14 protein-coding genes are annotated in these 23,190 nt (G+C 59.3%); 9 read left to right on the top strand and 5 right to left on the bottom strand.

The window, feature by feature from the left end:
• Nucleotides 1-91: 91 nt before the first annotated feature.
• Nucleotides 92-226 carry a 50S ribosomal protein L34 gene (gene rpmH / locus ACOYNB_RS00380; protein ID WP_058086564.1) on the bottom strand — a complete coding sequence of 45 codons (135 nt, stop codon included), beginning with the start codon at nucleotides 224-226 and terminating at the stop codon, nucleotides 92-94.
• Nucleotides 227-532: 306 nt separating this feature from the next.
• On the opposite strand from rpmH, the gene dnaA reads away from it, so the two are divergent.
• From dnaA to ACOYNB_RS00345, 7 genes are all read left to right on the top strand, one after another.
• A complete protein-coding gene (gene dnaA, locus ACOYNB_RS00375) occupies nucleotides 533-2,032 on the top strand; it encodes a chromosomal replication initiator protein DnaA (protein ID WP_422837132.1) in 1,500 nt (499 codons plus the stop codon).
• Nucleotides 2,033-2,577: 545 nt separating this feature from the next.
• Complete coding sequence (gene dnaN / locus ACOYNB_RS00370; protein WP_374258880.1) at nucleotides 2,578-3,705, top strand: DNA polymerase III subunit beta; 1,128 nt, start codon at nucleotides 2,578-2,580, stop codon at nucleotides 3,703-3,705.
• Nucleotides 3,706-3,844: 139 nt separating this feature from the next.
• The gene (gene gyrB / locus ACOYNB_RS00365; RefSeq protein WP_422837131.1) at nucleotides 3,845-6,370 is read left to right on the top strand and encodes a DNA topoisomerase (ATP-hydrolyzing) subunit B; all 2,526 of its coding nucleotides are present in this window, start codon (nucleotides 3,845-3,847) and stop codon (nucleotides 6,368-6,370) included.
• 111 nt (nucleotides 6,371-6,481) lie between these two features.
• Nucleotides 6,482-8,773 carry a type I restriction-modification system subunit M gene (locus ACOYNB_RS00360; protein ID WP_422837130.1) on the top strand — a complete coding sequence of 764 codons (2,292 nt, stop codon included), beginning with the start codon at nucleotides 6,482-6,484 and terminating at the stop codon, nucleotides 8,771-8,773.
• Nucleotides 8,770-9,765: a virulence RhuM family protein gene (locus tag ACOYNB_RS00355; protein WP_422837129.1), complete on the top strand. Its 996-nt coding sequence runs from the start codon at nucleotides 8,770-8,772 to the stop codon at nucleotides 9,763-9,765. The genes ACOYNB_RS00360 and ACOYNB_RS00355 overlap by 4 nt, the downstream gene beginning before the upstream one ends.
• Nucleotides 9,762-11,117, top strand: a complete 1,356-nt coding sequence (locus ACOYNB_RS00350; protein WP_422837128.1) for a restriction endonuclease subunit S — start codon at nucleotides 9,762-9,764, stop codon at nucleotides 11,115-11,117. The genes ACOYNB_RS00355 and ACOYNB_RS00350 overlap by 4 nt, the downstream gene beginning before the upstream one ends.
• 18 nt (nucleotides 11,118-11,135) lie before the next feature.
• Entirely contained in the window at nucleotides 11,136-14,216 is a 3,081-nt protein-coding gene (locus ACOYNB_RS00345; RefSeq protein ID WP_422837127.1) for a type I restriction endonuclease subunit R, read from the top strand.
• Between the two features lie 3 nt (nucleotides 14,217-14,219).
• On the opposite strand, the gene ACOYNB_RS00340 is transcribed toward ACOYNB_RS00345, so the two are convergent.
• Genes ACOYNB_RS00340 through ACOYNB_RS00325 form a run of 4 tightly spaced genes read right to left on the bottom strand, consistent with a single transcriptional unit; the run spans nucleotide 14,220 to nucleotide 21,195 of the window.
• The gene (locus ACOYNB_RS00340) at nucleotides 14,220-15,395 is read right to left on the bottom strand and encodes a Wadjet anti-phage system protein JetD domain-containing protein (protein WP_422837125.1); all 1,176 of its coding nucleotides are present in this window, start codon (nucleotides 15,393-15,395) and stop codon (nucleotides 14,220-14,222) included.
• Entirely contained in the window at nucleotides 15,392-19,027 is a 3,636-nt protein-coding gene (locus ACOYNB_RS00335; protein WP_422837124.1) for an ATP-binding protein, read from the bottom strand. The genes ACOYNB_RS00340 and ACOYNB_RS00335 overlap by 4 nt, the downstream gene beginning before the upstream one ends.
• Nucleotide 19,028: 1 nt before the next feature.
• Nucleotides 19,029-19,715, bottom strand: a complete 687-nt coding sequence (locus ACOYNB_RS00330; protein ID WP_422837123.1) for a DUF4194 domain-containing protein — start codon at nucleotides 19,713-19,715, stop codon at nucleotides 19,029-19,031.
• A 7-nt stretch (nucleotides 19,716-19,722) separates the two neighbouring features.
• Entirely contained in the window at nucleotides 19,723-21,195 is a 1,473-nt protein-coding gene (locus ACOYNB_RS00325) for a Wadjet anti-phage system protein JetA family protein (protein ID WP_422837122.1), read from the bottom strand.
• Between the two features lie 124 nt (nucleotides 21,196-21,319).
• On the opposite strand from ACOYNB_RS00325, the gene ACOYNB_RS00320 reads away from it, so the two are divergent.
• Both ACOYNB_RS00320 and ACOYNB_RS00315 read left to right on the top strand, forming a co-directional pair.
• On the top strand, nucleotides 21,320-22,075 hold the full coding sequence (locus tag ACOYNB_RS00320) for a hypothetical protein (protein ID WP_422837121.1): 756 nt from the start codon (nucleotides 21,320-21,322) through the stop codon (nucleotides 22,073-22,075).
• A complete protein-coding gene (locus tag ACOYNB_RS00315; RefSeq protein ID WP_422837120.1) occupies nucleotides 22,075-23,190 on the top strand; it encodes a helix-turn-helix transcriptional regulator in 1,116 nt (371 codons plus the stop codon). The genes ACOYNB_RS00320 and ACOYNB_RS00315 overlap by 1 nt, the downstream gene beginning before the upstream one ends.

Below are 23,190 nucleotides of genomic sequence, written 5' to 3'. Positions count from 1 at the left end.
TCATGCCTGTACTGGCTGGATCGACAAGATACCAACCAGACTGGGACGGCAAGCGACCTGGCATGAGCCAGACCCGCCTTGAATCCAGAAATTACAGGCCCAGACGCTTGCGGCCCTTGGCGCGGCGAGCATTGATGACCTTGCGGCCACCCTTGGTCTTCATGCGCACCAGGAAACCGTGGGTACGGGCGCGGCGGGTCTTGGAAGGTTGGTAAGTACGCTTCATGATGGTCCTTCATGGCGGCCGCCCCATCAGGGCGCAGCCTTTTTTGTCTTGTGATGTCCCTCAGGCGATGCAATTGCCACCCGGGGTACACCCGGCAAGCCATTCAATCAGCTAACCGGACGAACCCGCGATTACAGCAGGTTTTTTATGTCTGGTCAATGCCCTTTCGAACAAGACTGCATCAGAACTCATGCGTTGCAGTGAACTTGTACCACAACACCATGTTCAAAAAACTGTGGATAACCTGTCGATTTCTAAGCGGAGCGCGGCTAGAATTCGCCTCCCGAAGAAGGACTTGTCCACAACATGAGCGCCGCCGAATTGTCTGCTGGCCAGATCCAAGACGATCCTGCCACCCTGTGGCAACGTACTTGCGAACGCCTGGCCACCGAACTGCCTGAACAGCAGTTCAACACCTGGATCCGCCCTCTGCCTGCTGCGGATGTCAGCCTGCAAGACGATGGGCTGACGGTGGTGAACGTGCGCGTGCCCAATCGCTTCATGCTCGACTGGATCCGTACCCAGTACAGCGCTCGCCTCGAAGCCATTCTCCACGAGCTGCATGGAGGCGAACTGCGCATGGACATCAGCCTGGCGCCACGCGCTGCGATGCCTGCGGCCACGGGTGCCCGCCCTCCGATGGCCATGCCGGGTCGCATGCTGCCGCCCAATGCGCAGTACGCCCCGGCCATGCCGCCCCAAATGGCGCAACCCGCAGCATCGCCCGTTGCCCCCAACTATCCACAGGCTCAAGAGTCGAGCCGTGCGCCGCGTAGCCAACCTCAGGTCATGGGCCTCAACCCGGCCCTGACGTTTGACAACCTCGTGCCCGGTCGTGCCAACCAGATGGCACGCACCGCCGCCTTGCACGTGGCTGGCGCGCCTGGCCAGATGTACAACCCGCTGTTCATCTACGGCGGTGTCGGTCTGGGCAAAACCCACTTGATGAACGCCGTCGGCAACGCCTTGCTGGCCGACAAGCCCGACGCGCGCATCCTGTACCTGCACGCCGAACAGTTCATCTCGGATGTGGTGAAGAACTACCAGCGCAAGACCTTTGACGAACTCAAGGCCAAGTACCACAACCTCGATCTGCTGCTGATCGACGATGTGCAGTTCTTCGCCGGCAAAGATCGCACGCAGGAAGAGTTCTTCAACGCCTTCGAAGCGCTGCTGGCCAAGAAGGCCCACATCATCATGACGTCGGACACCTACCCCAAGGGGCTGGCGAACATCGATGAGCGACTGACTTCACGTTTTGATTCCGGCTTGACCGTGGCAATCGAGCCGCCCGAGCTGGAAATGCGCGTGGCGATTCTGATCAAGAAAGCCCGTCAGGAAGCCGTGGACCTGCCGGAAGACGTGGCGTTCTTCGTGGCCAAGAACGTGCGCGCCAACGTGCGTGAACTCGAAGGCGCCCTGCGCAAAGTGCTGGCTTTTGCGAAGTTCAGCCACAAGGAAATCACGATCAATCTGGCGCGCGAAGCCCTGAAGGACCTGCTGTCCATCCAGAACCGCCAGATCTCGGTTGAAAACATCCAGAAAACCGTGGCCGATTTTTACAAGATCAAGGTCGCGGACATGTACTCGAAGAAACGTCCGGCTTCGATCGCAAAGCCACGTCAGATTGCCATGTACCTGGCCAAGGAACTGACGCAAAAGAGCTTGCCCGAGATTGGCGAACTGTTCGGCGGCCGGGATCACACCACGGTGCTGCATGCCGTGCGCAAGATCGCCAGTGAGCGCAGCAAGGACACCGAGCTGAACCAACAACTCCACGTGCTGGAGCAAACGCTCAAAGGCTGATCGCATTGCGACACAGACACAAGGAGGCTTCGGCCTCCTTTTTTTCTCCACAACACTATCTCTTCAATATCTCCTTGGTGGTTGTAGTAGAGGCGTGCTTTTTGTGTGGACAAGTCACTTTTCCTCAGTCAAGTCAAGCAGTTGCATGCGCTCAAAGTCTGTGGAGTTCAAGGCTCGGAAGACAGGGACAGTTGCACAACAACTTGTCAAAACGGCTTGTGCGTGTGGAAAACCAGGCGGTTATCCTTTTTTGATGAACAGGCTTGTTCACAGCACTCTGCGCCCGTTTTGACGCGTTTAAAGCCCCCTGCCAAATGAGCTGATAGGCTGTCAAGCCAACAAGGTTGTGGATAAAAATTGAACAAGTTCCCGCTTGTCCACAGGGGGCCGGGTTTTTCCAGAGTTGTTGTCTCTTGTCCCCATTGCGAACCGGGGTAGGATCCACAAGCTTGTCCTGCGGCTAAATCCTTGAAGGATCAGGACAAAATAGCGTTGTTCACAGAAAAGGTCGCCCTCTACTACAACGACCAATTTGAAAGACTAAGATGATTGTGTTGAAAGCAGCCCAGGAAAAAGTTCTTGCCGCCCTGCAATCCGTGGCCGGGATCGTGGAACGCCGCCACACTTTGCCCATCTTGGCCAATGTCCTGTTGCGCAAGCAGGGTCCTTCGCTAGAATTGATCACCAGCGATCTGGAAATCCAGATTCGGACCACCGCCCAACTGGATGGCGATGAAGGGGACTACGCCACCACGGTCGGTGCCAAGAAGCTGGGCGACATCCTCAAGAGCCTGCCTGCTGATCAGATCGTGTCGCTGACGGCTGCACAAAACAAGCTCACCCTGCAAGGTGGCAAGAGCCGTTTCACCTTGCAAACACTGCCTGCTGAAGATTTTCCGCTGGTGCAGGAAGCTGCTGATTTCGGTCCTGCTTTCAGCGTGCCGCAAAAGACGCTGAAGTCCTTGATTGGGCAAGTGCACTTCGCCATGGCAGTGCATGACATCCGCTACTACCTCAACGGGATCCTGTTCGTGGCCGAAGGCAACAGCCTGACCCTGGTTGCCACCGACGGCCACCGTCTGGCGCTTGCCCAGGCCAATCTGGATGTGGACATGCCCAAGCAGGAAGTCATCTTGCCGCGCAAGACCGTGCTGGAGTTGCAACGTCTGCTCAAGGACGAAGGCAAGAGCAAGGATGGCGAAGAGCAGATGATCGAAATGCGCTTTGCCGGCAACCAGGCGAAGTTCAGCTTCGGGGGCCTGGAGTTCGTGACCAAGCTGGTCGAGGGCAAGTTCCCCGACTACAACCGCGTCATCCCCAAGAACCACAAGCACCACATCACGCTGGGTCGCGCGGCCTTGCTGGCCTCGCTGCAACGTGCAGCCATCCTGACCTCGGACAAGTTCAAGGGCGTGCGCCTGAACTTCCAGCCCGGTTTGCTGGGCATTGCCTCGAGCAACGCCGAGCAGGAAGAGGCCAAGGAAGAAATTGAAATCGATTACGGTGGCGACAGCTTCGAGATCGGTTTCAACGTCAGCTACCTGATGGACGTGCTGGCCAACATGAGCCAGGACATGGTGACCGTGTCGCTGCAGGATGCCAACAGCTCGGCCCTGATCACCAACCCCGAGTTCGAGGGTTTCAAGTACGTCGTGATGCCGATGCGCATCTGAGGCATGCCCGCGACAGCTCTCCCAATCGTGCCCTGACGGGCACGGGCTAGAATAGGGGTCCCCCATTGTCAAATCGGGGATCCCTTTTCCATTTCTGGAACCACATCGCTGGTCCATCCTTTACCAAGCGCTTGTACCCATGACCGACGCCATCCAACCTGATCAGCAGCCACAAATTCCCGTCGCGGCACCCGCTGACACGGGCTATGGCGAAGGCAGCATCCAGATCCTGGAAGGCCTGGAGGCGGTTCGCAAGCGCCCGGGCATGTACATCGGTGACACGTCCGACGGCACGGGTCTGCACCACCTGGTCTTCGAAGTGGTGGACAACTCCATCGACGAAGCGCTGGCGGGGCACTGTGATGACATCGTCGTCACCATCCATACCGACAACTCGATTTCCGTCAGCGACAACGGCCGTGGGATCCCGACCGGTGTCAAGATGGACGACAAGCACGAGCCCAAGCGCTCGGCTGCTGAAATCGCCCTGACCGAGTTGCACGCCGGTGGCAAGTTCAACCAGAACAGCTACAAGGTGTCGGGCGGTTTGCACGGCGTGGGCGTGTCGTGCGTGAATGGTCTGTCGAAGTGGCTGCGCCTGACGGTGCGCCGAGACGGCCAAGTGCATTACATCGAGTTCAAGCAGGGCGTGCCGCAAGACCGCCTGATCGAGGTTCGCGACGGCGTCGAAGTCAGTCCGATGAAGGTCATCGGCGAAACCGACAAGCGTGGCACCGAGGTGCACTTCCTGCCGGATACCGAGATCTTCAAAGAGAACAACGAGTATCACTACGACATTTTGGCCAAGCGCCTGCGTGAACTCAGCTTCCTGAACAATGGCGTCAAGATTCGATTGATCGACGAGCGCCACAACAAGGAAGACAACTTTGCCTACGCCGGTGGCGTCAAGGGCTTTGTGGAGTTCATCAACAAGGGCAAGAACATCCTGAACCCGAGCATCTTCCATGCGCAGGGCGACAAGGTGTCTGAGAACGGCACCAACGTGGGTGTCGAAGTGGCCATGCAGTGGAACGAGAGCTACAACGAGAACGTGCTCTGTTTCACCAACAACATCCCGCAGCGTGACGGTGGCACCCACCTGACCGGCTTGCGTGCGGCCATGACCCGCGTCATCAACAAGTACATCGAAGACAACGAGTTGGCCAAGAAGGCCAAGGTCGAAGTCGGTGGCGATGACATGCGCGAAGGCCTGGCCTGCGTTGTGTCGGTGAAGGTGCCCGAGCCCAAGTTCTCGAGCCAGACCAAGGACAAGCTGGTGTCGTCGGAAGTGCGTGCGCCGGTGGAAGAGATCGTCTCGCGCCTGCTGACCGACTGGTTGCTGGAGAACCCGACCGACGCCAAGATCATTTGCGGCAAGATCGTGGAAGCCGCGCGTGCCCGTGAAGCCGCACGCAAGGCCCGCGAAATGACGCGTCGCAAGGGCGTGCTCGACGGCCTGGGCCTGCCCGGCAAATTGGCCGACTGCCAGGAAAAAGACCCCGCGCTGTGCGAAATCTACATCGTGGAGGGTGACTCCGCCGGCGGCTCGGCCAAGCAAGGCCGCGACCGGAAGTTCCAGGCCATCCTGCCCCTGCGCGGCAAGATCCTGAACGTGGAGAAGGCCCGCTACGAAAAGCTGCTGACCAGCAATGAAATCCTCACGCTGATCACGGCGCTGGGCACCGGTATTGGTCGTGGCGCGGGCAACGACGATTTCAACCCGGACAAGCTGCGCTACCACCGCATCATCATCATGACCGATGCGGACGTGGACGGTGCGCACATCCGGACCCTGCTGCTGACCTTCTTCTTCCGTCAGATGCCGGAACTGGTCGAGCGTGGTCACATCTACATCGCACAGCCACCGCTCTACAAGGTCAAGCACGGCAAGCAGGAGCAATACCTGAAGGACGCAGGCGCCCTGGACGAGTACCTGATGAAGGTCGCGCTGGACGGCGCCACAGTGGACCCTGGTGAGGGCAAGCCGGCCATCAGCGGCGAAGCCCTGCAAAGCCTGGCCCATGCCTACGTGAAGGCCAACAGCGTGGTGGAACGCCTGGGCAACTGGATGGACGTGGAAGCCCTGCGTGCCATTGCCAACGGCCTGACCCTGGATCTGGATTCGGCCGAAACGGCGCAAGCCAGTGCCGCTGCCTTGAAGGCCGCGCTGCACAACGCCGAAGTCACGGCTGAGCTGGATGTGCGCACCGACAAGCAGGTGCTGCGCATCAGCCGCATCTTCCACGGCAACACCAAGTACAGCATCATCAATGCCGACTTTGTGCACGGCGCCGACTACGAAGCACTGGCTCAGGCTGGCACGACCTTCAAGGGGCTGCTGACCGGTGAAGCCTTGGTGCGTCGCGGTGAGGGAGAAAAGGCCAAGGAAGCCAAGGTGGGCGACTTCCGCGCTGCCATGGCCTGGTTGCTGCAACAAGCCGAAAGCTCGGTGGGTCGCCAGCGCTACAAGGGCTTGGGCGAAATGAACCCCGAGCAGCTGTGGGAAACCACGATGGATCCGAACGTGCGCCGCTTGCTGCGCGTGCAGATCGAAGACGCCATCGAAGCCGACCGTGTGTTCACCATGCTGATGGGCGACGAAGTGGAGCCGCGCCGCGACTTCATCGAGACGAACGCGCTGCGGGCAACGAACATTGATGCGTGATGTTTGCTTGGCTTGACGCCAAGTATCTGAGAGGCCTGTTTTAGTTTGTTCGCAATCATTGCGAAACAACTTGAACAGGCCTCTTGCATTTGAATTGTGTAGGTTTAAGGGATGAAGAACTACGAGGCACTCAAGCAACAAGGCGATGTCATTTGGAACATCGCCAACTTGTTGCGGGGGCCCTACCGGCCGCCCCAGTACCGCCGCGTGATGATCCCGTTGACGGTGCTACGCCGCCTGGATTGCGTGCTTGAAGCCACCAAAGACGATGTGATCAAGTATCACAAGGCCTTGAAGGCACAGGGCAAACACGATGCTGACCTCATCGAGAAACTGATCAACAACAAGTTCAAACTGGCTTTCCACAACACCAGCGACTTCACGTTTCAGAAGCTGCTGGGCGATGCCGACAAGCTCGCTGCCAACTTGAACCACTACATCGCAGGGTTCTCAGGCAAGGCCCGCAAGATCATCGAGAAGTTCAAGTTCGAAGAAGAGATCGAGAAGCTCGATGAGGCCAACCGCCTGTTTGAGGTGGTGAAGGAAGTGGCCGCCGTTGATCTGCACCCTGACCGCATTTCGAACATCGAGATGGGCTACCTGTTTGAAGACCTGGTCAGGCGCTTCAACGAGCAAGCCAATGAAGAGGCTGGTGACCACTTCACGCCGCGTGAGGTCATCAAGCTCATGGTGAACATCTTGTTCACCCATGATGATCTGGTCTACAGAGAGAGCAAGGTCATTCGCATCTATGACCCCACCTGTGGCACCGGCGGCATGTTGTCGGAATCAGAAAAACTGATTGCCGACCCGGATACCGGCTTGAACCCGAGCGCCAAAGTCAGGCTGTTTGGCCAAGAGTACAACCCTGAGTCATTCGCCATTTGTGGCTCTGACTTGATGATCAAGGGCGAAGACACCTCGTTCATCGTCTTTGGCAATACCTTGGGCACCGGCAAAGCCAAAGATGGCTTTGTGGATGGCGACGGCCACCCCCGTGAGCGCTTTCACTACATGCTGGCCAACCCGCCCTTTGGCGTGGAATGGAAGCCCGAAAAAGACAACGTCACCAAAGAGCACAACGAGTTCGGTGAACGCGGCCGCTTTGGCCCAGGCCTGCCTCGCATCAACGACGGCGCCTTGCTGTTCTTGCTGCACATGATCTCGAAGATGGAGCCCGCACCCGCAGAAGGCGGAGAAGGCGCACGCATCGCGGTGGTGTTCAATGGCTCGCCCCTGTTCACGGGCGATGCAGGCAGTGGCGAAAGCAACATCCGCCGCTGGATCATCGAGCACGACATGCTAGAAGCGGTGATCGGCTTGCCCGACCAGTTGTTCTACAACACGGGCATCTCCACCTATGTGTGGATCGTGACCAACCGCAAGCCGCCTGAGCGTGCTGGCAAGGTGCAGTTGATCAACGGCGTCGAGTTTGCGCGCAAGATGAAGAAGAGCCTGGGCGACAAACGCAAGCGCCTGGGCGACGGCACCGATGGCAGCAGCGACACGCCAGATGGCTCACCCAACCACATCGCCACGCTGACTAGGCTGTATGCCGATTTCAAGCACGACGTGCGCATGAGCTTGGGCGAGATTCAAACCAACATCGACACCAAGCGCGACCAAACCAAATCCCTGTTTGTCAGCAAGATCTTTGACAACCAGGAATTTGGTTATTTGAAGATCACCGTAGAGCGCCCCTTGCGCTTGAACTTTGCCGTGACCGATGAGCGCATCGAGCGCGTGCAGCGCACCGGCGCGTTTGAGAACCTGGCCATTTCGCGCAAGCGCAAGAACAAGGCCAAGATCGAAGAAGAAATCCTGGTTGGTCAGGCTGCGCAGGAGGCCATCTTGAAAGTGCTGGGCAGCCTCAAGCCTGCCTTTGCCAAGGGTGAGCTGGTGATGGACCGCGCCGAGTTCGATGAGCAGTTGAGCGAAGCGTTCAAGGCTGCCGACATCAACTTGGACACTGCCTTGAAAGCCGCTTTGCTGGCCCACGGTGCATTGGGCGAGAAAGACCCCAAGGCCGAGGTGTGCTGGAACAAGAAAGGCGAGTCAGAGCCCGACCCTGATTTGCGCGACATCGAAAACGTGCCGCTGCCGCCCGGCATCGCCCTGCCATTGCCTTTGGGCTATGAGAACAAAAAGAACAAAGGCAAGCTGGACTTGGCACCCTTGCTGGCCTTGGTGCAAGACCACTGCGAGGCCTACCTGAAGGCCGAAGTGCTGCCCTACCGGCACGACGCTTGGATCGATCACAGCAAGACCAAGGTGGGTTACGAGCTCCCGTTCAACCGGCACTTCTACGAGTACGAGCCCCCTCGCCCGCTGGATGCCATTGAGCGCGACATCGAAAACCTGGAGCGCGACATCATCGCCATGCTCAAGCAGGTGACCGCATGAGCGAGCTGATCATCTACCAGACGGACGATGGCTTGGCCCGCGTGCAGTTCAGGGCCGTGGATGGAAGCCTGTGGCTGACTCAGATGGAGATGGCCGAGCTGTTTGGCGGCACGGTGGCCAACGTCAACATCCACATCCGCAACATCTTGAAAGAGGGCGAACTGCTGGCCGATTCAGTTATTAAAGAAGACTTAATAACTGCCGCCGATGGCAAGCGCTACCGCACCAAGCTGTACCGGCTGGACATGATCTTGGCTTTGGGCTTTCGGGTGCGCTCACCCCGTGGCACGCAGTTCCGCCAATGGGCCACGGCGCACCTGGCCGAATACCTGGTCAAGGGCTTCGTCATGGACGACGAACGCCTCAAGAACCCCAGTGGCTGGGATTACTTTGACGAACTGCTGGCCCGCATCCGCGAGATCCGGGCGTCTGAAAAGCGCTTCTACCAGAAGGTGCGGGATCTGTTTGCGCTCAGCGCCGACTACCAAGCCAGTGATGCCGCTGCGCACCTGTTCTTTGCCGAGGTGCAAAACAAGCTGCTGTACGCCGTGACACACAAAACGGCCGCCGAGCTGATCGTGGCGCGCGCCAATGCCGATGCACCCAACATGGCGCTGAACACCTGGGATGGCAGCCGCGTGCGCAAGGCCGATGTGATCGTGGCCAAGAACTACCTGAGCGCCGACGAGGTGGACACGCTCAACCGCCTGGTTGTGATCTTTCTGGAACAAGCCGAGTTGCGTGCCAAAGACCGCCAGCAGCTCACTCTTGACTACTGGCGCCAGAACGTGGACAAGCTGCTGGCCTTCAACGACCGCGCCATTTTGCAAGGCGCAGGCTCGGTGAGCAACGAGCGCATGAAGCAGGTGGCGTACGAACGCTATGAGCGCTTTGATGCGCAACGTCGGCAGGCTGACGCACTGGCCGCTGATGCGGAGGACATGAAAGCGTTGGAGGCGGTGGAGAAGCGGGTCAAGGGGACGAAGACGTGAAGTACCCCCGTTACCCAGCGTACAAACCAAGCAGGACTTCTTGGCTTCGCGAGATTCCGCAAGACTGGGAAGAACATCGACTGAAATGGTCTGTCATTGCTTGCGAGAACGGCATTTGGGGCGAAGAGCCTGACGGATCAGAGGATGACATCGTGTGTCTGCGGGTGGCAGACTTTGACCGTACGAGCTTTCGTGTAGACACCGAACGCTTGACGATTCGCTCTGTTGAAGCGAAGCAGAGAGCTTCGCGTCAAATCCAAAAGGGCGATTTGCTGATTGAAAAATCAGGCGGTGGCGACAAACAACTGGTGGGTTGCGTGGTTCACTTTGACCATGAGTTCGCCGCTGTGTGTTCGAACTTTGTGGCGCGCATGCCGGTAGCCGAGGGGCAGTCATCGAGATTTTGGGCATATGCGCACGCGGCGCTTTACGCAGGCCGGTTGAATGAGCCAGCCATTAAGCAAACCACAGGGATTCAGAACCTGGACGCTGGCGAGTATTTGAACAACCTGTTGCCTTACCCGTCGTTGCCCGAGCAAGAGCAAATTGCTGCTTTTCTAGACTGGAAAACCGCCCAGATCGACGCACTGATCGTCAAGAAGCAAGACCTGATTGAGAAGCTGAAGGAAAAGAGGCTGGCGGTCATCACCCATGCGGTGACCAAGGGGCTTGATCCCGATGCGCCCTTGCGACCCTCCGGCATTGCATGGTTGGGTGATGTTCCGTCGCATTGGTTGACCCCGGCGTTGAAGATGCGTTACAGCGTGGAGCTGGGGAAGATGCTGGATGAGAAGCGCATCAAAGGGCAGCATTTGCTTCCCTATCTTCGGAATGTCGATGTGCAATGGGACCAGATCAACTTTGATAATTTGCCTGAAATGGACATCATGGCGGATGAGTTGCCGCGCTACACAATCCAGGAGAACGACGTCCTGGTGTGCGAAGGTGGCGAGGTCGGTCGATCAGCGGTCGTCGGTCAGGTTCAGGACGTGGTCGGGTATCAGAAGGCTGTGCACAGGTTGAGGGGTGATCAGTTGCTCGAGATTCCGAGGTTCATTTATTACACGATGCTTTGGGCCGTCAACACTGGGGTGTTTGCTGTCGAAGGTGCATCAACCATCGCGCATCTCACGGCTGATCAGCTCAGGCGTTACCACTTCCCTCAGCCACCAATGACAGAGCAACGAGACATTGCCGATTGGCTTGATATTGAGGTGGCAAAAGTCGAGACATTGGTGAAAGCAGCGGCGGCTGCAATCGCTCACCTCACCGAATATCGCACCGCCCTCATCACCGCCGCCGTCACCGGCCAGATCGACGTGCGCCACATCACCATCCCCGATCCAGCCTGATCCTCCTTGATCACCGCCATGAAAAAACACACAGAGGCCCGCCTGGAAGATGCCATCGTCGCCCACCTGTGTGAGCATGGCGGCTACCAGTTCATCGACTACCGCCACGGCCCCGCACAGGGCCGTTATGACAAGGTGCGGGCCCTGGACCCTGTGCTGGTGCTGGGCTTCATCCAGGCCGCGCAGCCCAAGCTGTGGCAAAGCCTGGTCAACATCCATGGCGATGAAACGGGTGCCGTGGCGCTCGACCACCTCGCCAAGGAGCTGGACACCAAGGGCCTGCTCAAAGTGCTTCGCCAAGGCTTCAAGTGCTACGGCAAAACGCTGCGGGTGGCGGTGTTCGCGCCCAGCAATGGCCTGAACCCGCAAACACAGGCGCTGTATGCGCTCAACCAGCTCACGGTCACGCGCCAGCTTTACTACAGCGAGGCGCACAGCAAGAGCCTGGATGTGGTGCTGTTTCTCAATGGCCTGCCTGTGGTCACGGCGGAGTTGAAGAACGCCATGTCGGGCCAGACGGTGTTGGACGCGCAAGCCCAATACCGCAAAGACCGCGACGCGCGCGAATTGCTGTTCGAGTTCAAGAAGCGCGCCTTGGTGCACTTTGCGGTGGACACCGATCAGGCTTTCATGACCACGCGCCTGTCGGGCGACAAAACGCACTTCCTGCCCTTCAACCTGGGCAATGGCGGGCACGCAGGCAACCCGCCCGCAGCCGATGGCGGCCATCGCACGGCCTACCTGTGGCGCGAAGTGTGGCAGCGCGATAGCCTGCTGGACATCCTGGGCCGCTTCATGCACCTGCAGTCGGAGGACAAGCGCATCGTTACCGACGCCGGCATCAAGAGGATCACCAAGGAAACGATGGTCTTCCCGCGCTACCACCAACTGGATGTGGTGCGCCGCCTGGTGGCGCATGCGCGGCAGTTCGGGCCTGGGCGCAATTACCTGGTGCAGCACTCGGCGGGATCGGGCAAATCGAATTCGATTGCCTGGCTGGCGCATCGCTTGTCGAGCCTGCACGACGAGCACGATGCCAAGGTGTTCGACACGGTGATCGTTGTGACCGATCGCCGTGTGCTGGACCAGCAGCTGCAAAACACCATCTACCAGTTCGAGCACAAACAAGGCGTGGTGCAAAAGATCGATGAGGACACGCGCCAGCTGGTGCAAGCCTTGGCCACGGGCACGCCCATCGTCATCACCACGCTGCAGAAATTTCCCTTCGTGGCCGAGACGCTGGACAAGCTGCGCGAAGAGCTGCCCCCCCATGAGCGTGAGCGGCTGGGCATCTCCACCCAAGGCAAGCGCTTTGCCGTGATCGTGGACGAGGCCCACAGCTCGCAGTCAGGCGAGAGTGCCATGCAGCTCAAGGGCGTGCTCAATGCCCATGGCGTGCAAGAAGCGGCCACGCAGTATGTGGCCGAGCAGGGCGTGGAGGGCGATGACGAGGCCGACCAGCTTGAAGGCGTGGTGCGCGAGATGCTTCGGCGTGGTAAGCAACCCAACCTGAGCTTCTTTGCGTTCACGGCCACGCCCAAGTACAAGACCAAGAAGGTGTTTGACGAACCTGGGTTGACGGGCGAAGCGCCCTTTCACCTCTACACGATGCGCCAGGCCATCGAAGAGCGGTTCATCCTTGATGTGCTCAGGCACTACATCACCTACGAGGCCTACTACCACCTGGTGCAGGTGGGCGATGAAGATCCCCATGTGGAGCGCAAGAAGGCCGCGCGCGCGCTGGCCCGCACCCTCACCTTCCATGAGGTGAACCTGCGCACCAAGACCGAAGTGATGGTGGAGCACTTTCGCACCCATGTGCGCCACAAGATCGGGGGCCGTGCCAAAGCCATGGTGGTGACGGATGGGCGCCTGCACGCGGTGCGCTACAAGCTGGCGTTCGACAAGTACATCGCAGAGAAGGGCTATACCGATGTGAAAACCTTGGTGGCATTTTCAGGCGCGGTGGAAGACCCGGATGCACCTAGCAAGAGCTGGACGGAAGTCGGTATGAATGGTGGCATCAAGGAAACAGAACTGCCAGAAGCGTTCGACACCAATCAGTACCAGGTGTTGCTCGTGGCCGAGAAGTACCAGACCGGCTTTGACCAGCCCTTGCTGCACACCATGTACGTGGACCGCACGCTCACGGGCTTGCAAGCCGTGCAGACGCTGTCTCGCTTGAACCGCACTTGCGCAGGCAAGGAAGACACCTTTGTTCTGGACTTCCGCAACAAGCCCGAAGACATCTTCAAGGCCTTCAAACCCTACTACGAAGACACGCCCACCGAGCCTTTGACGGATGCCCACCATCTCTATCGTTTGCACCACCAGATCGAAGAGACAGGACTGATCCATGCGGAGGAGGTCAAGGCGTTTTGCGGGGTTTACTTCAAGCCAGAGCGCAAGATATCGGTGCGTGACCACGCCACCATGAACGGGATTCTTGATCCGGCGGTCGAGCGTTTCAAAGAGCTTGATGAAGTCGAGGGCGATGAGATCAAGGCCTTGCTGATCAACTTCCGCAATCTGTATGGTTTCTTGTCGCAGGTGATCCCGTATCAAGACAGTGATCTGGAGCAGCTGTATACCTACTTGCGCTTCTTGCTGACCAAGTTGCCCAAGCGTCAGGGCGGCAATGTGGTTCAGGTTGAGGACGAAGTTGAGCTGCAGTTCTACAGGCTTCAAAAAATCAACGAAGGCCGCATTGACTTGAACTCAGGTCAGGCTCAGGCCCTGAAAGGGCCAGGCGATGTGGGCACAGGTCAGCCCGACCAAATGGTGCGCTTGTCAGAGCTGATCGACATCCTCAACGAGCGCTTTGGCACCGACTTCACCCAAGCCGACCAGTTGTTTTTCGATCAGATTCAGGAAGAGGCGATGGAAAGCGAGGCCTTGCAGAAGGCCGCCGAAAACAATTCAGAAGAAGACTTCCGCTATGTGTTTGAGCAGGCCTTTGAGGGCCTGGTGATTGAGCGCATGGAGGGCAACGAAGACATCTTTGGCAAGTTGATGAGCGACGGTGATTTCCGAAGGTTGGCACTGGAGCATTTGCTCAAACGTGTTTATCACGGGCTCAAGCGCCACAAGCGCGATTGACCATCAAGGCCAGGCTTCTTGATCCACACAAAGTCCGGTTTGCCGCAATGCTGGCAACAGCACGGCATCGGCATAGGCACACCCTGTGAAACCTGGGTCCGCCTGGCCTTCTTTGGCGGCAATTTCTGGGCGGTGTCCACCTGTTGCAGCCATCAAGGACAACAGGCCCGCATAGCCAGGCTGCCAAGCCTCACAGTTCGGAAAGCTTTGGCGCAGATGGGCCAGGATCTGCATGCCAGCCCAATCCAGGTCGCCGTAGAAGTGGACGGATGTGGTTTCTTGCCTGACCGAGTCGTGTGCATAGAGCCAATCAGCGAACGCAAGGCGGCCGGCATCGGTGGCTGCATGTCGCCAGTAGAGTGTGCTGCCTTGCGGTGTACGCAAGCGCCTTGCGGCACCTTTGAACCCTGAGGCGTAGACCAGCGTGGCGTCTGCCCAAGTCAGCAGGCGTGCATCCGCCATGTACTCGAAGCTCACCAGGTTCTCGATGAAAAGCACACTTGGTGCGGCCGCTTGGGCTTGAGTCTGACCGCCGCCAGGTGGCAGGCTCACTAGCAGTTGAATGGGGGCCTCCAGGAACTGCCCCTCACGAGCACCCAGCAGTCGCAGCATTTCTTCGCGGCTATCCAGCACCTTGCTGTGGCCCCTGAAATGCCTGGCCGACAGTTGGCGCAAGTAGCCCGATGGCCCCGAGCGGCAGGCTTGCGCCAGCCCGTTGAGCGTGCGCGCGCATTCAGCAGCGGCCAGGCCTTGAAACCAGGGCAAGGGGTTGCGCTGCAGGTAGTCCAGCAAGGCCGGTGCATCGGGCACGTCCAGCACCCCTGGAGCGCTGAGCTGCTGAACCAGGTCGCGGCTCCACTTCGGTCCTGCTGGTTGATGGCCAGACCACAACGCCAAGGCATCTGCATCCTTCAGTGCCAGCGTGGGGTCTTGATCGGCAAGCGTCTGAAAGGCCTCAGGCTTCTTGGTCCGCAGCGAGACCCAGCCTGTTTGCACCAGTGACTGCAAGAGTGCATCGATGCTTGCAAGCCCATCGGGTGTCTGCGTGGCATGCAGTTCGGGCAGTACCTTGGCATCCAGCTTCAATGTGACGCTGCGATGACCCAGGCTGCGATCTGCTTTGCTCAACAAAGCATGGGCGAGCCTGAGCAGCATGGGGTGAGGTGAAGGCGAACTCATTTCTGGGCCTCGAATGCTTGCCGAGCCTGCTCACGCGCGGCTTGGGCATGGTCGGCCCACAGTTGCGCCATGGCCTCTCGCTTGAAGTCCTTTTCTTGTACCTCGCTGAGGTAGACCGTCTGCCCATCGGCTTGGGCCTGAAGCTTGGAGAAGGTGTACTCCTTGTCGAACTCGGGCTTGATGGCGCCGGACTTGGACGTCGGCATGGCCACGATCAACTGCAGGCCCATGTTCTGCGACAAGAAGCGCAGCACGGCACGTGAGCGGCTTTCGTCCATTTTGGAAAACGCTTCGTCGGACAGCATCACGCGCAACGCGGGAGCGTTGGCCGCCCGCCCGAAGTGCCCCAGCGCGTGGGCCAGCACAGCGGCGCGGATCACGTAGAAGGGGGTTTCCAACTCACCGCCCGAGCCTGTGCCCCAGGTGGACAGCGGCGTGGCGTGCCCACCCACAATCCGGTGGATGTCGTAGCGGCGGTAGTTGCGGTAGTCAGCCAACTCCTTGAGCGAGCGCTCTGCGGCGATCTGGTCTTGCGACAGCAGCAGCCGTTTGATGTCTTGTGCGGTTTCGCGGTGATCTTGCGAAAGCTGAGGCGCGTCGAAGATGGAGCCTTTGTCTTTGTCAAGCTGATCGACGACGGCATCCAGCGCTTCAAAGAAGTCGTAGTAAGCCTTGAAGCGCGGCACCCAGTCTTGCATCACGTCGTAGGTGTCCACGCCGAACTGGATGGCCTTGAGTTCACTGCTGAGCTTGCGCAGGGCGGCCGAGCCATCCTTCACGTCCCGGCGCACCTGGAAGCAAAAATCGCTGGTGAAGACGTGGTTGAAGGTGCCTTCAGCCTTTTCAAGGCGGGCCACGTTCTCGGCTAGGCCGATGTTGTCTTGCCGTCGGATTTGCTCGCGCGCTGCCTGTTGAACGTTCTGCACGGCCTGCAAGATGGCCTCGATGTGCTCGATGAAGCGTGGCGGTTCTGCCCAGGTGAAACGTTCTTCGTCGGTGCGGGCCCCGGCAAGGTAGGTGGCGATGTGGTTGCGCAGGGTCTTGAGCCGGTCAGGCAGGTTGTCGGCCGTGTTGTGTACCCAATTGGCCAGGGTGCCAGTGACGGGCTCATCGGCTTCGCCCAGTTCTTGGGCCTCGGTTTGCAACTGCACCTCGGTGACCACCCCTGGGGCTGCCGATGCAAACCGGCTGATCCACACGCTGGCGTTGGTGACTTGAAGCGTCAGCTCTGGCAAGCGTGCATCCAGTTCGGTGAGTTTCCTGGTCGTGTTGGCCAGTTCCTTGTTTTGCACCCCCACCTTTTGCTGCTCTACATCCCATTCCTGTGCATAGGTGTCCAAGCTGGCTTGTAGATCGGCCTTGCGCTGCATGAGGCCCTCGATGCTGGACGTGTCCAGGCGACTTAGGTCTAGTTGCACGCTCACGTGGTGCAAGCGGGTGTCCAGTGCCTCGCCGAGCGCCTGCGACAAGGAATCTGCGCCCACGCGTTGGAACCAGCCCATCACCAACTGCAATGAGCGATCAAGGTTGCCCAAGTTGTTCAATTCGGGCACGAGCGCATCCAGGCGTTGGCTGACCCAGGCCAGGCGCCGTTTGCGGCTTTCCGTACCAAAGGCCAGTTCCTGATCGCTGGCCAGGCAAGCGAACATGCCGTAGGCGCGGCTGCCCAGACCTTGTTGCATCAGCCCTTGAGGGGTCTTGCGCAATTCGGCTTCGGAGCTGACCTTGAGCACGCGGCGGTAAAGGGCCAGCAAATAGGCATGCGCGACCGGGTGGTGACAGACCACCTCATGGAGGACAGCCTGAGGCAGCAGACTCGCATCGCGCGTGTCTTCGATGGCCTTGCTGCCTTGCACGATCTTGGGGGAGCGGCGTGCGAAGTGGCGCTTGATGAGCTTGATGGCATCTTCTTCGAGCTCGGGCTCGACGATGATGGCAAAGCGGTCGCGGCCCATATAGCCTTCGATGGCCGGTTGCCAGGCACTGCTGGGCTTGGGTTCGATCAGGGCGGCCAGCATGCGCGCCCGGGCGGCGGGCAGTTCGCTTTCCAGTAGTGTCAAGGCCTGCTGGACATCAGGTGGCGCAGGTGAGCGCCCTTGCACCAAGAGCTTTTGTTCGGCGCGCAAAGACGCTTGCTCGTCTTTCAAATTGCGTTGTTGCTGAAGCAACTGGCTGCGTGCCGCCATCAAGGCGGTCATGACAGACTGGTCGGTGCCCACCAGGGCGTCTTCCAGGGCCTTCAGGGCGTGGTCCAGAGGCTCCAGTTCGAACGCGGCCAGGTCATCGTCCAGACGGGCTGGGGCGATCAGCGGTTCGCGTGCGGGCCCCCATTGCTTCTGGGCCAAGTGGGCGATGGGCTTGAGCCGGTCGACGGCTTCTTGCAGCTCGGGCAACGTTGAAACGTCCAATTTTAACAGCTGGCCGACATGCCCCAGAACTTGGTTCATCTGCTCGGCCGCCTGTTGCACCCGCGCCCACTCTTTGTGGAACTGCTGGGCCAGGTGGGCTGCGCGTGCATCCAGGCGTTGCTTTTCCTGGTTCACGCTGCTGAGGTTCAGCTCACCCTGAACCACTGCCAGCTCAGTGGTCACGCGTTCACGTTGCAGGGTGATGGCTTCCAGCGTGTTTTGCGATTCGCTGGCCTGCTTGAGCAGACGTTGCTGTTGCCGCGTCACGTTCAGCCGTTCTGCATCGCATTCGCGGTGAAGGCGCAGCGCATGGGCGTTCAGCGCCACAACATGTTTGCGCAGCAGGTCGACCACGTCTGTGGCGGCTTCGTCGACCAGCTGCAGGCGGTCGATGTTGAGCTTGAGGCGCTCGGCGTCGGCCTTGAGGCGGGCGATCTCCTGCATCAGTTGGCGGAGCTTGCCCACCTCTTGCGAGAAGTCCTTCTCATCAAGGATCTCGTCACGCACCAGATCGTTGACGTTGCCAATTTCGCGGTAGGCCATGGCCTTGACGATGGCTCGGGCACATCGGGTGGCGTCGCCTTCAGGCACGAATTTCTTGCCCAACAATTGGCCATAAAGGTGTTGCAGGTAGCTGTCTTTGCCTTCATGGCGGCTGAGCTGATCGGGGTTCAGACCCAGGCGCACTTGCAGTTGGGGCAACAGCTCTTTGAGACTCAGCGGGCGAGGAGTGGCCGTGATGCCAGTTGTACTTGTGGCGCTGGTAGCGCTCGGTGTGGCCACTAGGTGCTCGATGGACACCGCCGCGCGAACCAAGAAGAACTGCGGGCGGCCGCCATCTGCGCGCCCATTCTCGGCGTGGGCGTCGATGCCCAGTAGCGCCGTGAAGCCTTCGGTGTTCTCGCCTGTGGAAGGCTCGAACACCAGGCCGACATAGCTGGTGCAGCGTGTGCGCAAGAACACATCACCACCGCATTGGCCCAAGGCATAGGCGTGCAGCGTGCGCGGCTCCTTGCCACCCCTTCGACTTTGGGTGGATTCGTTTTGCCCCGCATTGAAATGGAAGACGCCTTGGCGGGCAGCGGTCAGCACCGCTTGCATGGCATCGAGCAGCGTTGATTTGCCCGAGCCCGACTCGCCGGTCAGCAAGGTGGCGTCGGCCAGCGGCCAATCGCGGGCGTCAATCGTGCCCCAATTCAGGGTGATCAGCTTGGCAATCCGCATGTCAGCCTTCCCCTGCGGCGTTGGTGCCTGCTGCTGCTGCGTCCTGGCGCGCTTGCATCATGCGGAGCACGTCTTGCAAGGCTTCGTCGCTGACGAAAGACAGGATGGGCCTCAGCACGCTGACCAGGGTGTCCATCTGGCCCAGGCCATCCGCGTCCTTGAAGCGGATCAGGCGCAGCTTGCGCAGTTCACGTAAGAGCTGACCGCGCTCGGCCATGGACGAAGGCAAGGTCATGCCCACCAACGACACCAGGGTCTGCGACAACTCTTCCAGGCTGATGGCCAGCTCCTGGTTCACCAGCTCGCGCTTGCCAGTGAGCCCTTCGGTGTACAGAAAGCGCAAGCCCAATGCGGCGGCCACCACGTCACGCGACAGCCGGGCGCGGAGGCGCTTGACGCCCTCTTCGTCTTCCTGGTCATCGCCCGGCGGGTAGAGCCGAAACAGATTGGCGTCGACATCGTGCACCAGGGAGAAGCCCAGCACGTCGAACCATTCGCGCAGCAACTCTTCCACCATCGAGGCGTCGTCATACAGCGCTTGCTCGGGCTTGGAGTGTTCACGCCAGATGATGCCGCTGGCGAGCATGCGGTTGCAGATTTCGGCGAAGCGCTTGCGTGAGACCGCACCTGCGGTGCGTTCGGTCAGGCGGGCTTCCAGAAGGGTGTGAAAAGAAGTGGGCAAGCTCATGGATGGGTCATTCTGCCTGCGGGGGCTGCGCCTGGCCTGTGGCTTGGAGCTGCAGCTCAAAGTCATCGGCGGTGAAGGCCGCAGTCTCGAACTTCGAGGGCAGCTTTACGGTGCGCCAGGCCGCTTTGCCTTGCGACGAACGTGCGGCGCCCACAGCGTGCAGTGCGGTCAGCACATCGGGCGCATCGGCCACGGTGAGGTCTGACAGCCGCAAGGGGCGAGCCGTGCCGCGCGCTTTGGCGAGCTGTTGCAGCTGCGTGAGCAGCAGGTCTTCGCTGATGACAAAGGCCTCTGCCTCGGCGCGCCGCATGGCGGCTTCCAACCGGCTGTGGGGCAGGATGCGCCAGTCGATGTCGCTGCCTTCGACCTCTTGTCGATCGCGCTGCGTCCAGCGCAGGCCGGTGGTGGGCAAGCGGATTTCGGCGGTGGACAGGCGCTGTGCCAGGGCGTCCAGCCAGACGTGGCGGTCGGCGCTGTGGCTGGATTTGAGGCCAGCGAGCGTACGGCCCATGGGGGACTCAGCGCCATAGTCCAGTGACAGCGCCTGGCGCAGCAAGCTGGTGAAGCGCCGCACATAGTTGTGCATTTCACTGCGCAGCATGGGGAGCTTGACCTGGCAAGCCGCGTCGATCAGGTCTTCGATGCGTCGGCACAACCACACGGTTGCGCTGCGCCCTTCGAGCACCCCTTCCAGCCAGGTCGCACGCTGGCGCAAGGCACCGTCAATCGCCACACGCTGGGCCTCTGGCCAGGCCCGGACCATGTCCAGCAATTCGATGATCTGGCTGCGGTGGCGGTCCACAGAGTCGGCCACCAGGCGAACCGACATCTCTTTGCCGAACCGCCGCTCCAGGAAGTCATTGAACTCGTCCCAGGCCAGCTTCTGCGTCAAGGCTTCGCGCGTGAGGGTCTGCATCAGCAGACGGAAGTACTCGATGTCATCCTGCAGGTCTTGCACCACCCGGCTGGCGAAGTCGTAGGCGTCGAGCAACTCATCTTCGTCCCGGCTTTCGAGAAATGCCTGCAAGGCCTTGCGTGCGGAGCGCATGTTGCGCTGGCGGGTTTTGTGGCGGGCGTTGTCCAGCTCGGCGAATACCTCGGCAAATGCCTTGCCTGCACGCGTCAGCTTGAGCGTGGGCTGCAGGTTGATCGGGTCTTTGTAGTCTTCCAGCCAGCCGTGTTCTTTGAGTGCACGCAGCAGGTTCAGCGCGTAGTCGCGTTCCGCTTGGGGTTGGACCAGACCGGATGCGGTCACGCTGTCTGGCAATGCGCCAGACCGATAGCTTGGCTGGGCGATCACCTGCTGGATGATGTCCAGCACCAACTCCCGAGTCAGCGCTTCGGCATAGTCGGCATCCGGTCCATGGACGCGCTCGTGCAACTGGCGCAAGACGGCGGCGCAGGCCTCTCTGTCCTGCCAGTTCAGGGGTCTGAAGAAATGCTCGCGCGGACCTTGAAAGAAAACAGTCGGCGCCGTCACGATGACTCCCATGGTGAACCGCTGATTTTGAATATTGAAAGTGGATGTTAAAGGCAAGCGCCATTTCTTGACATCCACCTGTTTGTGGCGTCTATTGCGCATGTCAACCATCGGGAGGTGGAACATGGCGAACCCAGCGGATGCATTTTTGGCGTTTGTTCAATTGAAGCGCGCCAAGTTGAGATACATCGCGTCCAGCACATGTGGCGAGCACACAGTGGACGATGTGATGGGTGAGGCTTGGCTCATTGCGGAGCGCATAGGTCGCAAGCGTGGGTTTGATGTTGATTTCCGCAACGCGCAGGATCAGGAAATCGTGTTGGCGTGGCTGTTCAACGAGTTGGTTCGCTTTGCAGACAAACAGACTCGGTACGCCGTTCGCTTGGACAAGGATTGGGATCAGGAAGATGCTGGGGCTGCAGTGGAAGCACTTTCCCGGTTTCTGATCGCGCCGGAGGCGTTTGATCCAGCCGTTGCACATGAGTTGGCACAAGAGCAGGAGGGGCGCATGGCCGTGATCAAACACAGCTATTCGCAGGCGGCAGCCTATTTGATCTTGCTGGAGCGGTTCACGTGGGACATGGACGACTTGGCCGATCACCTCAAGGTGGTGACGGAAACGCTAAGAGGTCGTATCCAGAGATGTGCTGCTTGGATTCGCCAACAGCCGTCACTCTTTGATCGGATTTGTGCGGTTGAGAAGGACTTTGCGCCGTTTTTGGCGAGAGGGGTGTTGAGTAGGCGATCTTTCGATGAATTGCCGTCAGGGCAGCTTGTTTGGGTTGGGCGAGGATGGGACGAGCCTGCAGCCGGGCAATTTTCGAGAGGGCCTCACCAAGGATGTGGAACGCCCCTAGATCGGTATCCGCCTGAAGAATAGTGCGTGGCTTTGGTGCCACCACCATCAAAGAGCTCGCCGTCGCGGTTCAAGTTGTTTTGTGCGCGGAACGCCTCAGAATGGGCAAAAAGTTGAAAGACGGGACCAACCAGGGAGGGGGTGTGATGTCAAAAGAAAACGTTGAACGCATACGCAAGATCGTCAACTTGATCCGCAAGCGAGGTTTTGTAACCATCGATCAATTGATGGCGGACTTCGAGGTTTCCAGGGCGTCGATCAAGAGAGATTTTGAGCTGCTGCGCTCTAGGCTTGGATGCCCACTTGCGTGGGACCGAACCAAGCGAGGCTATGTCATTCGAGACGACCAGCTTCCCGGCGGAGGTCCCTTCGAGCTGCCCGGGCTATGGTTTGACTCGTCGGAAGTCCATGCCTTGTTGACAATGCTTCATCTGCTTCAGGGTGTGCAGCCTGGCTTATTGGAGGAGCACCTTAGTCCATTAAAAAGCCGCCTTCGGCAGTTATTGGGCCAGGGGGCTCACTCGGCAACATCAATTGAACGTCGAGTCAAGCTGATTCATTTTGGATCCCGCAAGATTGAGGTTCACCACTTCCAATCGGTTGCGAGTGCGGTGCTTGATCGGAAGCGGATTCGTCTCAAATATTGGAACCGGCAGAGGCAGGAGGTAAGTGAGCGACTCGTGTCGCCACTTCAGTTGGTGCACTACCGGGAGAACTGGCTTCTTGACGCTTGGTGTCACAAACAGGAGGCATTGCGCTCGTTTTCATTGGAGGCAATGCAGCATGTTGAGATTCTCAATGTGCCTGCGGTCGAAGTTGACGAAGCCGCGCTGGCAGCACATTTCCAGAGCGGATACGGGATTTTTGCGGGGAAGGCTACGCAGCGGGCCAAGCTGAAGTTCACGCCCAAGCGGGCTCAATGGATCGCTTCGGAAACGTGGCACCCGGACCAAGCCAGCTCTTGGTTGGCCGACGGGAGCTATGTACTGGAGGTTCCCTATTCAAGCGATCAAGAGCTCGTGATGGATCTTCTGCGTCATGGGGCCGAGGTCGAGGTGTTGGAGCCTCCTGAGTTGCGGAGCAGGGTCTTCGAGGCCTTGTGCGATGCAGCAAGAAAATATTCTCCAGACGCACTGTAG

The organism is Aquabacterium sp. (genome assembly GCF_049317225.1).
In the GTDB taxonomy this organism is placed as follows: domain Bacteria; phylum Pseudomonadota; class Gammaproteobacteria; order Burkholderiales; family Burkholderiaceae_C; genus Aquabacterium.
This window is presented reverse-complemented; position numbering and strand designations above follow the sequence as displayed.

Bases quoted from the DNA above. Each gene is read 5' to 3' on its own strand.
- rpmH (WP_058086564.1), bottom strand. From the start codon at position 226: ATGAAGCGTACTTACCAACCTTCCAAGACCCGCCGCGCCCGTACCCAC.
- dnaA (WP_422837132.1), top strand. From the start codon at position 533: ATGAGCGCCGCCGAATTGTCTGCTGGCCAGATCCAAGACGATCCTGCC.
- dnaN (WP_374258880.1), top strand. From the start codon at position 2,578: ATGATTGTGTTGAAAGCAGCCCAGGAAAAAGTTCTTGCCGCCCTGCAA.
- gyrB (WP_422837131.1), top strand. From the start codon at position 3,845: ATGACCGACGCCATCCAACCTGATCAGCAGCCACAAATTCCCGTCGCG.
- ACOYNB_RS00360 (WP_422837130.1), top strand. From the start codon at position 6,482: ATGAAGAACTACGAGGCACTCAAGCAACAAGGCGATGTCATTTGGAAC.
- ACOYNB_RS00355 (WP_422837129.1), top strand. From the start codon at position 8,770: ATGAGCGAGCTGATCATCTACCAGACGGACGATGGCTTGGCCCGCGTG.
- ACOYNB_RS00345 (WP_422837127.1), top strand. From the start codon at position 11,136: ATGAAAAAACACACAGAGGCCCGCCTGGAAGATGCCATCGTCGCCCAC.
- ACOYNB_RS00340 (WP_422837125.1), bottom strand. From the start codon at position 15,395: ATGAGTTCGCCTTCACCTCACCCCATGCTGCTCAGGCTCGCCCATGCT.
- ACOYNB_RS00335 (WP_422837124.1), bottom strand. From the start codon at position 19,027: ATGCGGATTGCCAAGCTGATCACCCTGAATTGGGGCACGATTGACGCC.
- ACOYNB_RS00330 (WP_422837123.1), bottom strand. From the start codon at position 19,715: ATGAGCTTGCCCACTTCTTTTCACACCCTTCTGGAAGCCCGCCTGACC.
- ACOYNB_RS00320 (WP_422837121.1), top strand. From the start codon at position 21,320: ATGGCGAACCCAGCGGATGCATTTTTGGCGTTTGTTCAATTGAAGCGC.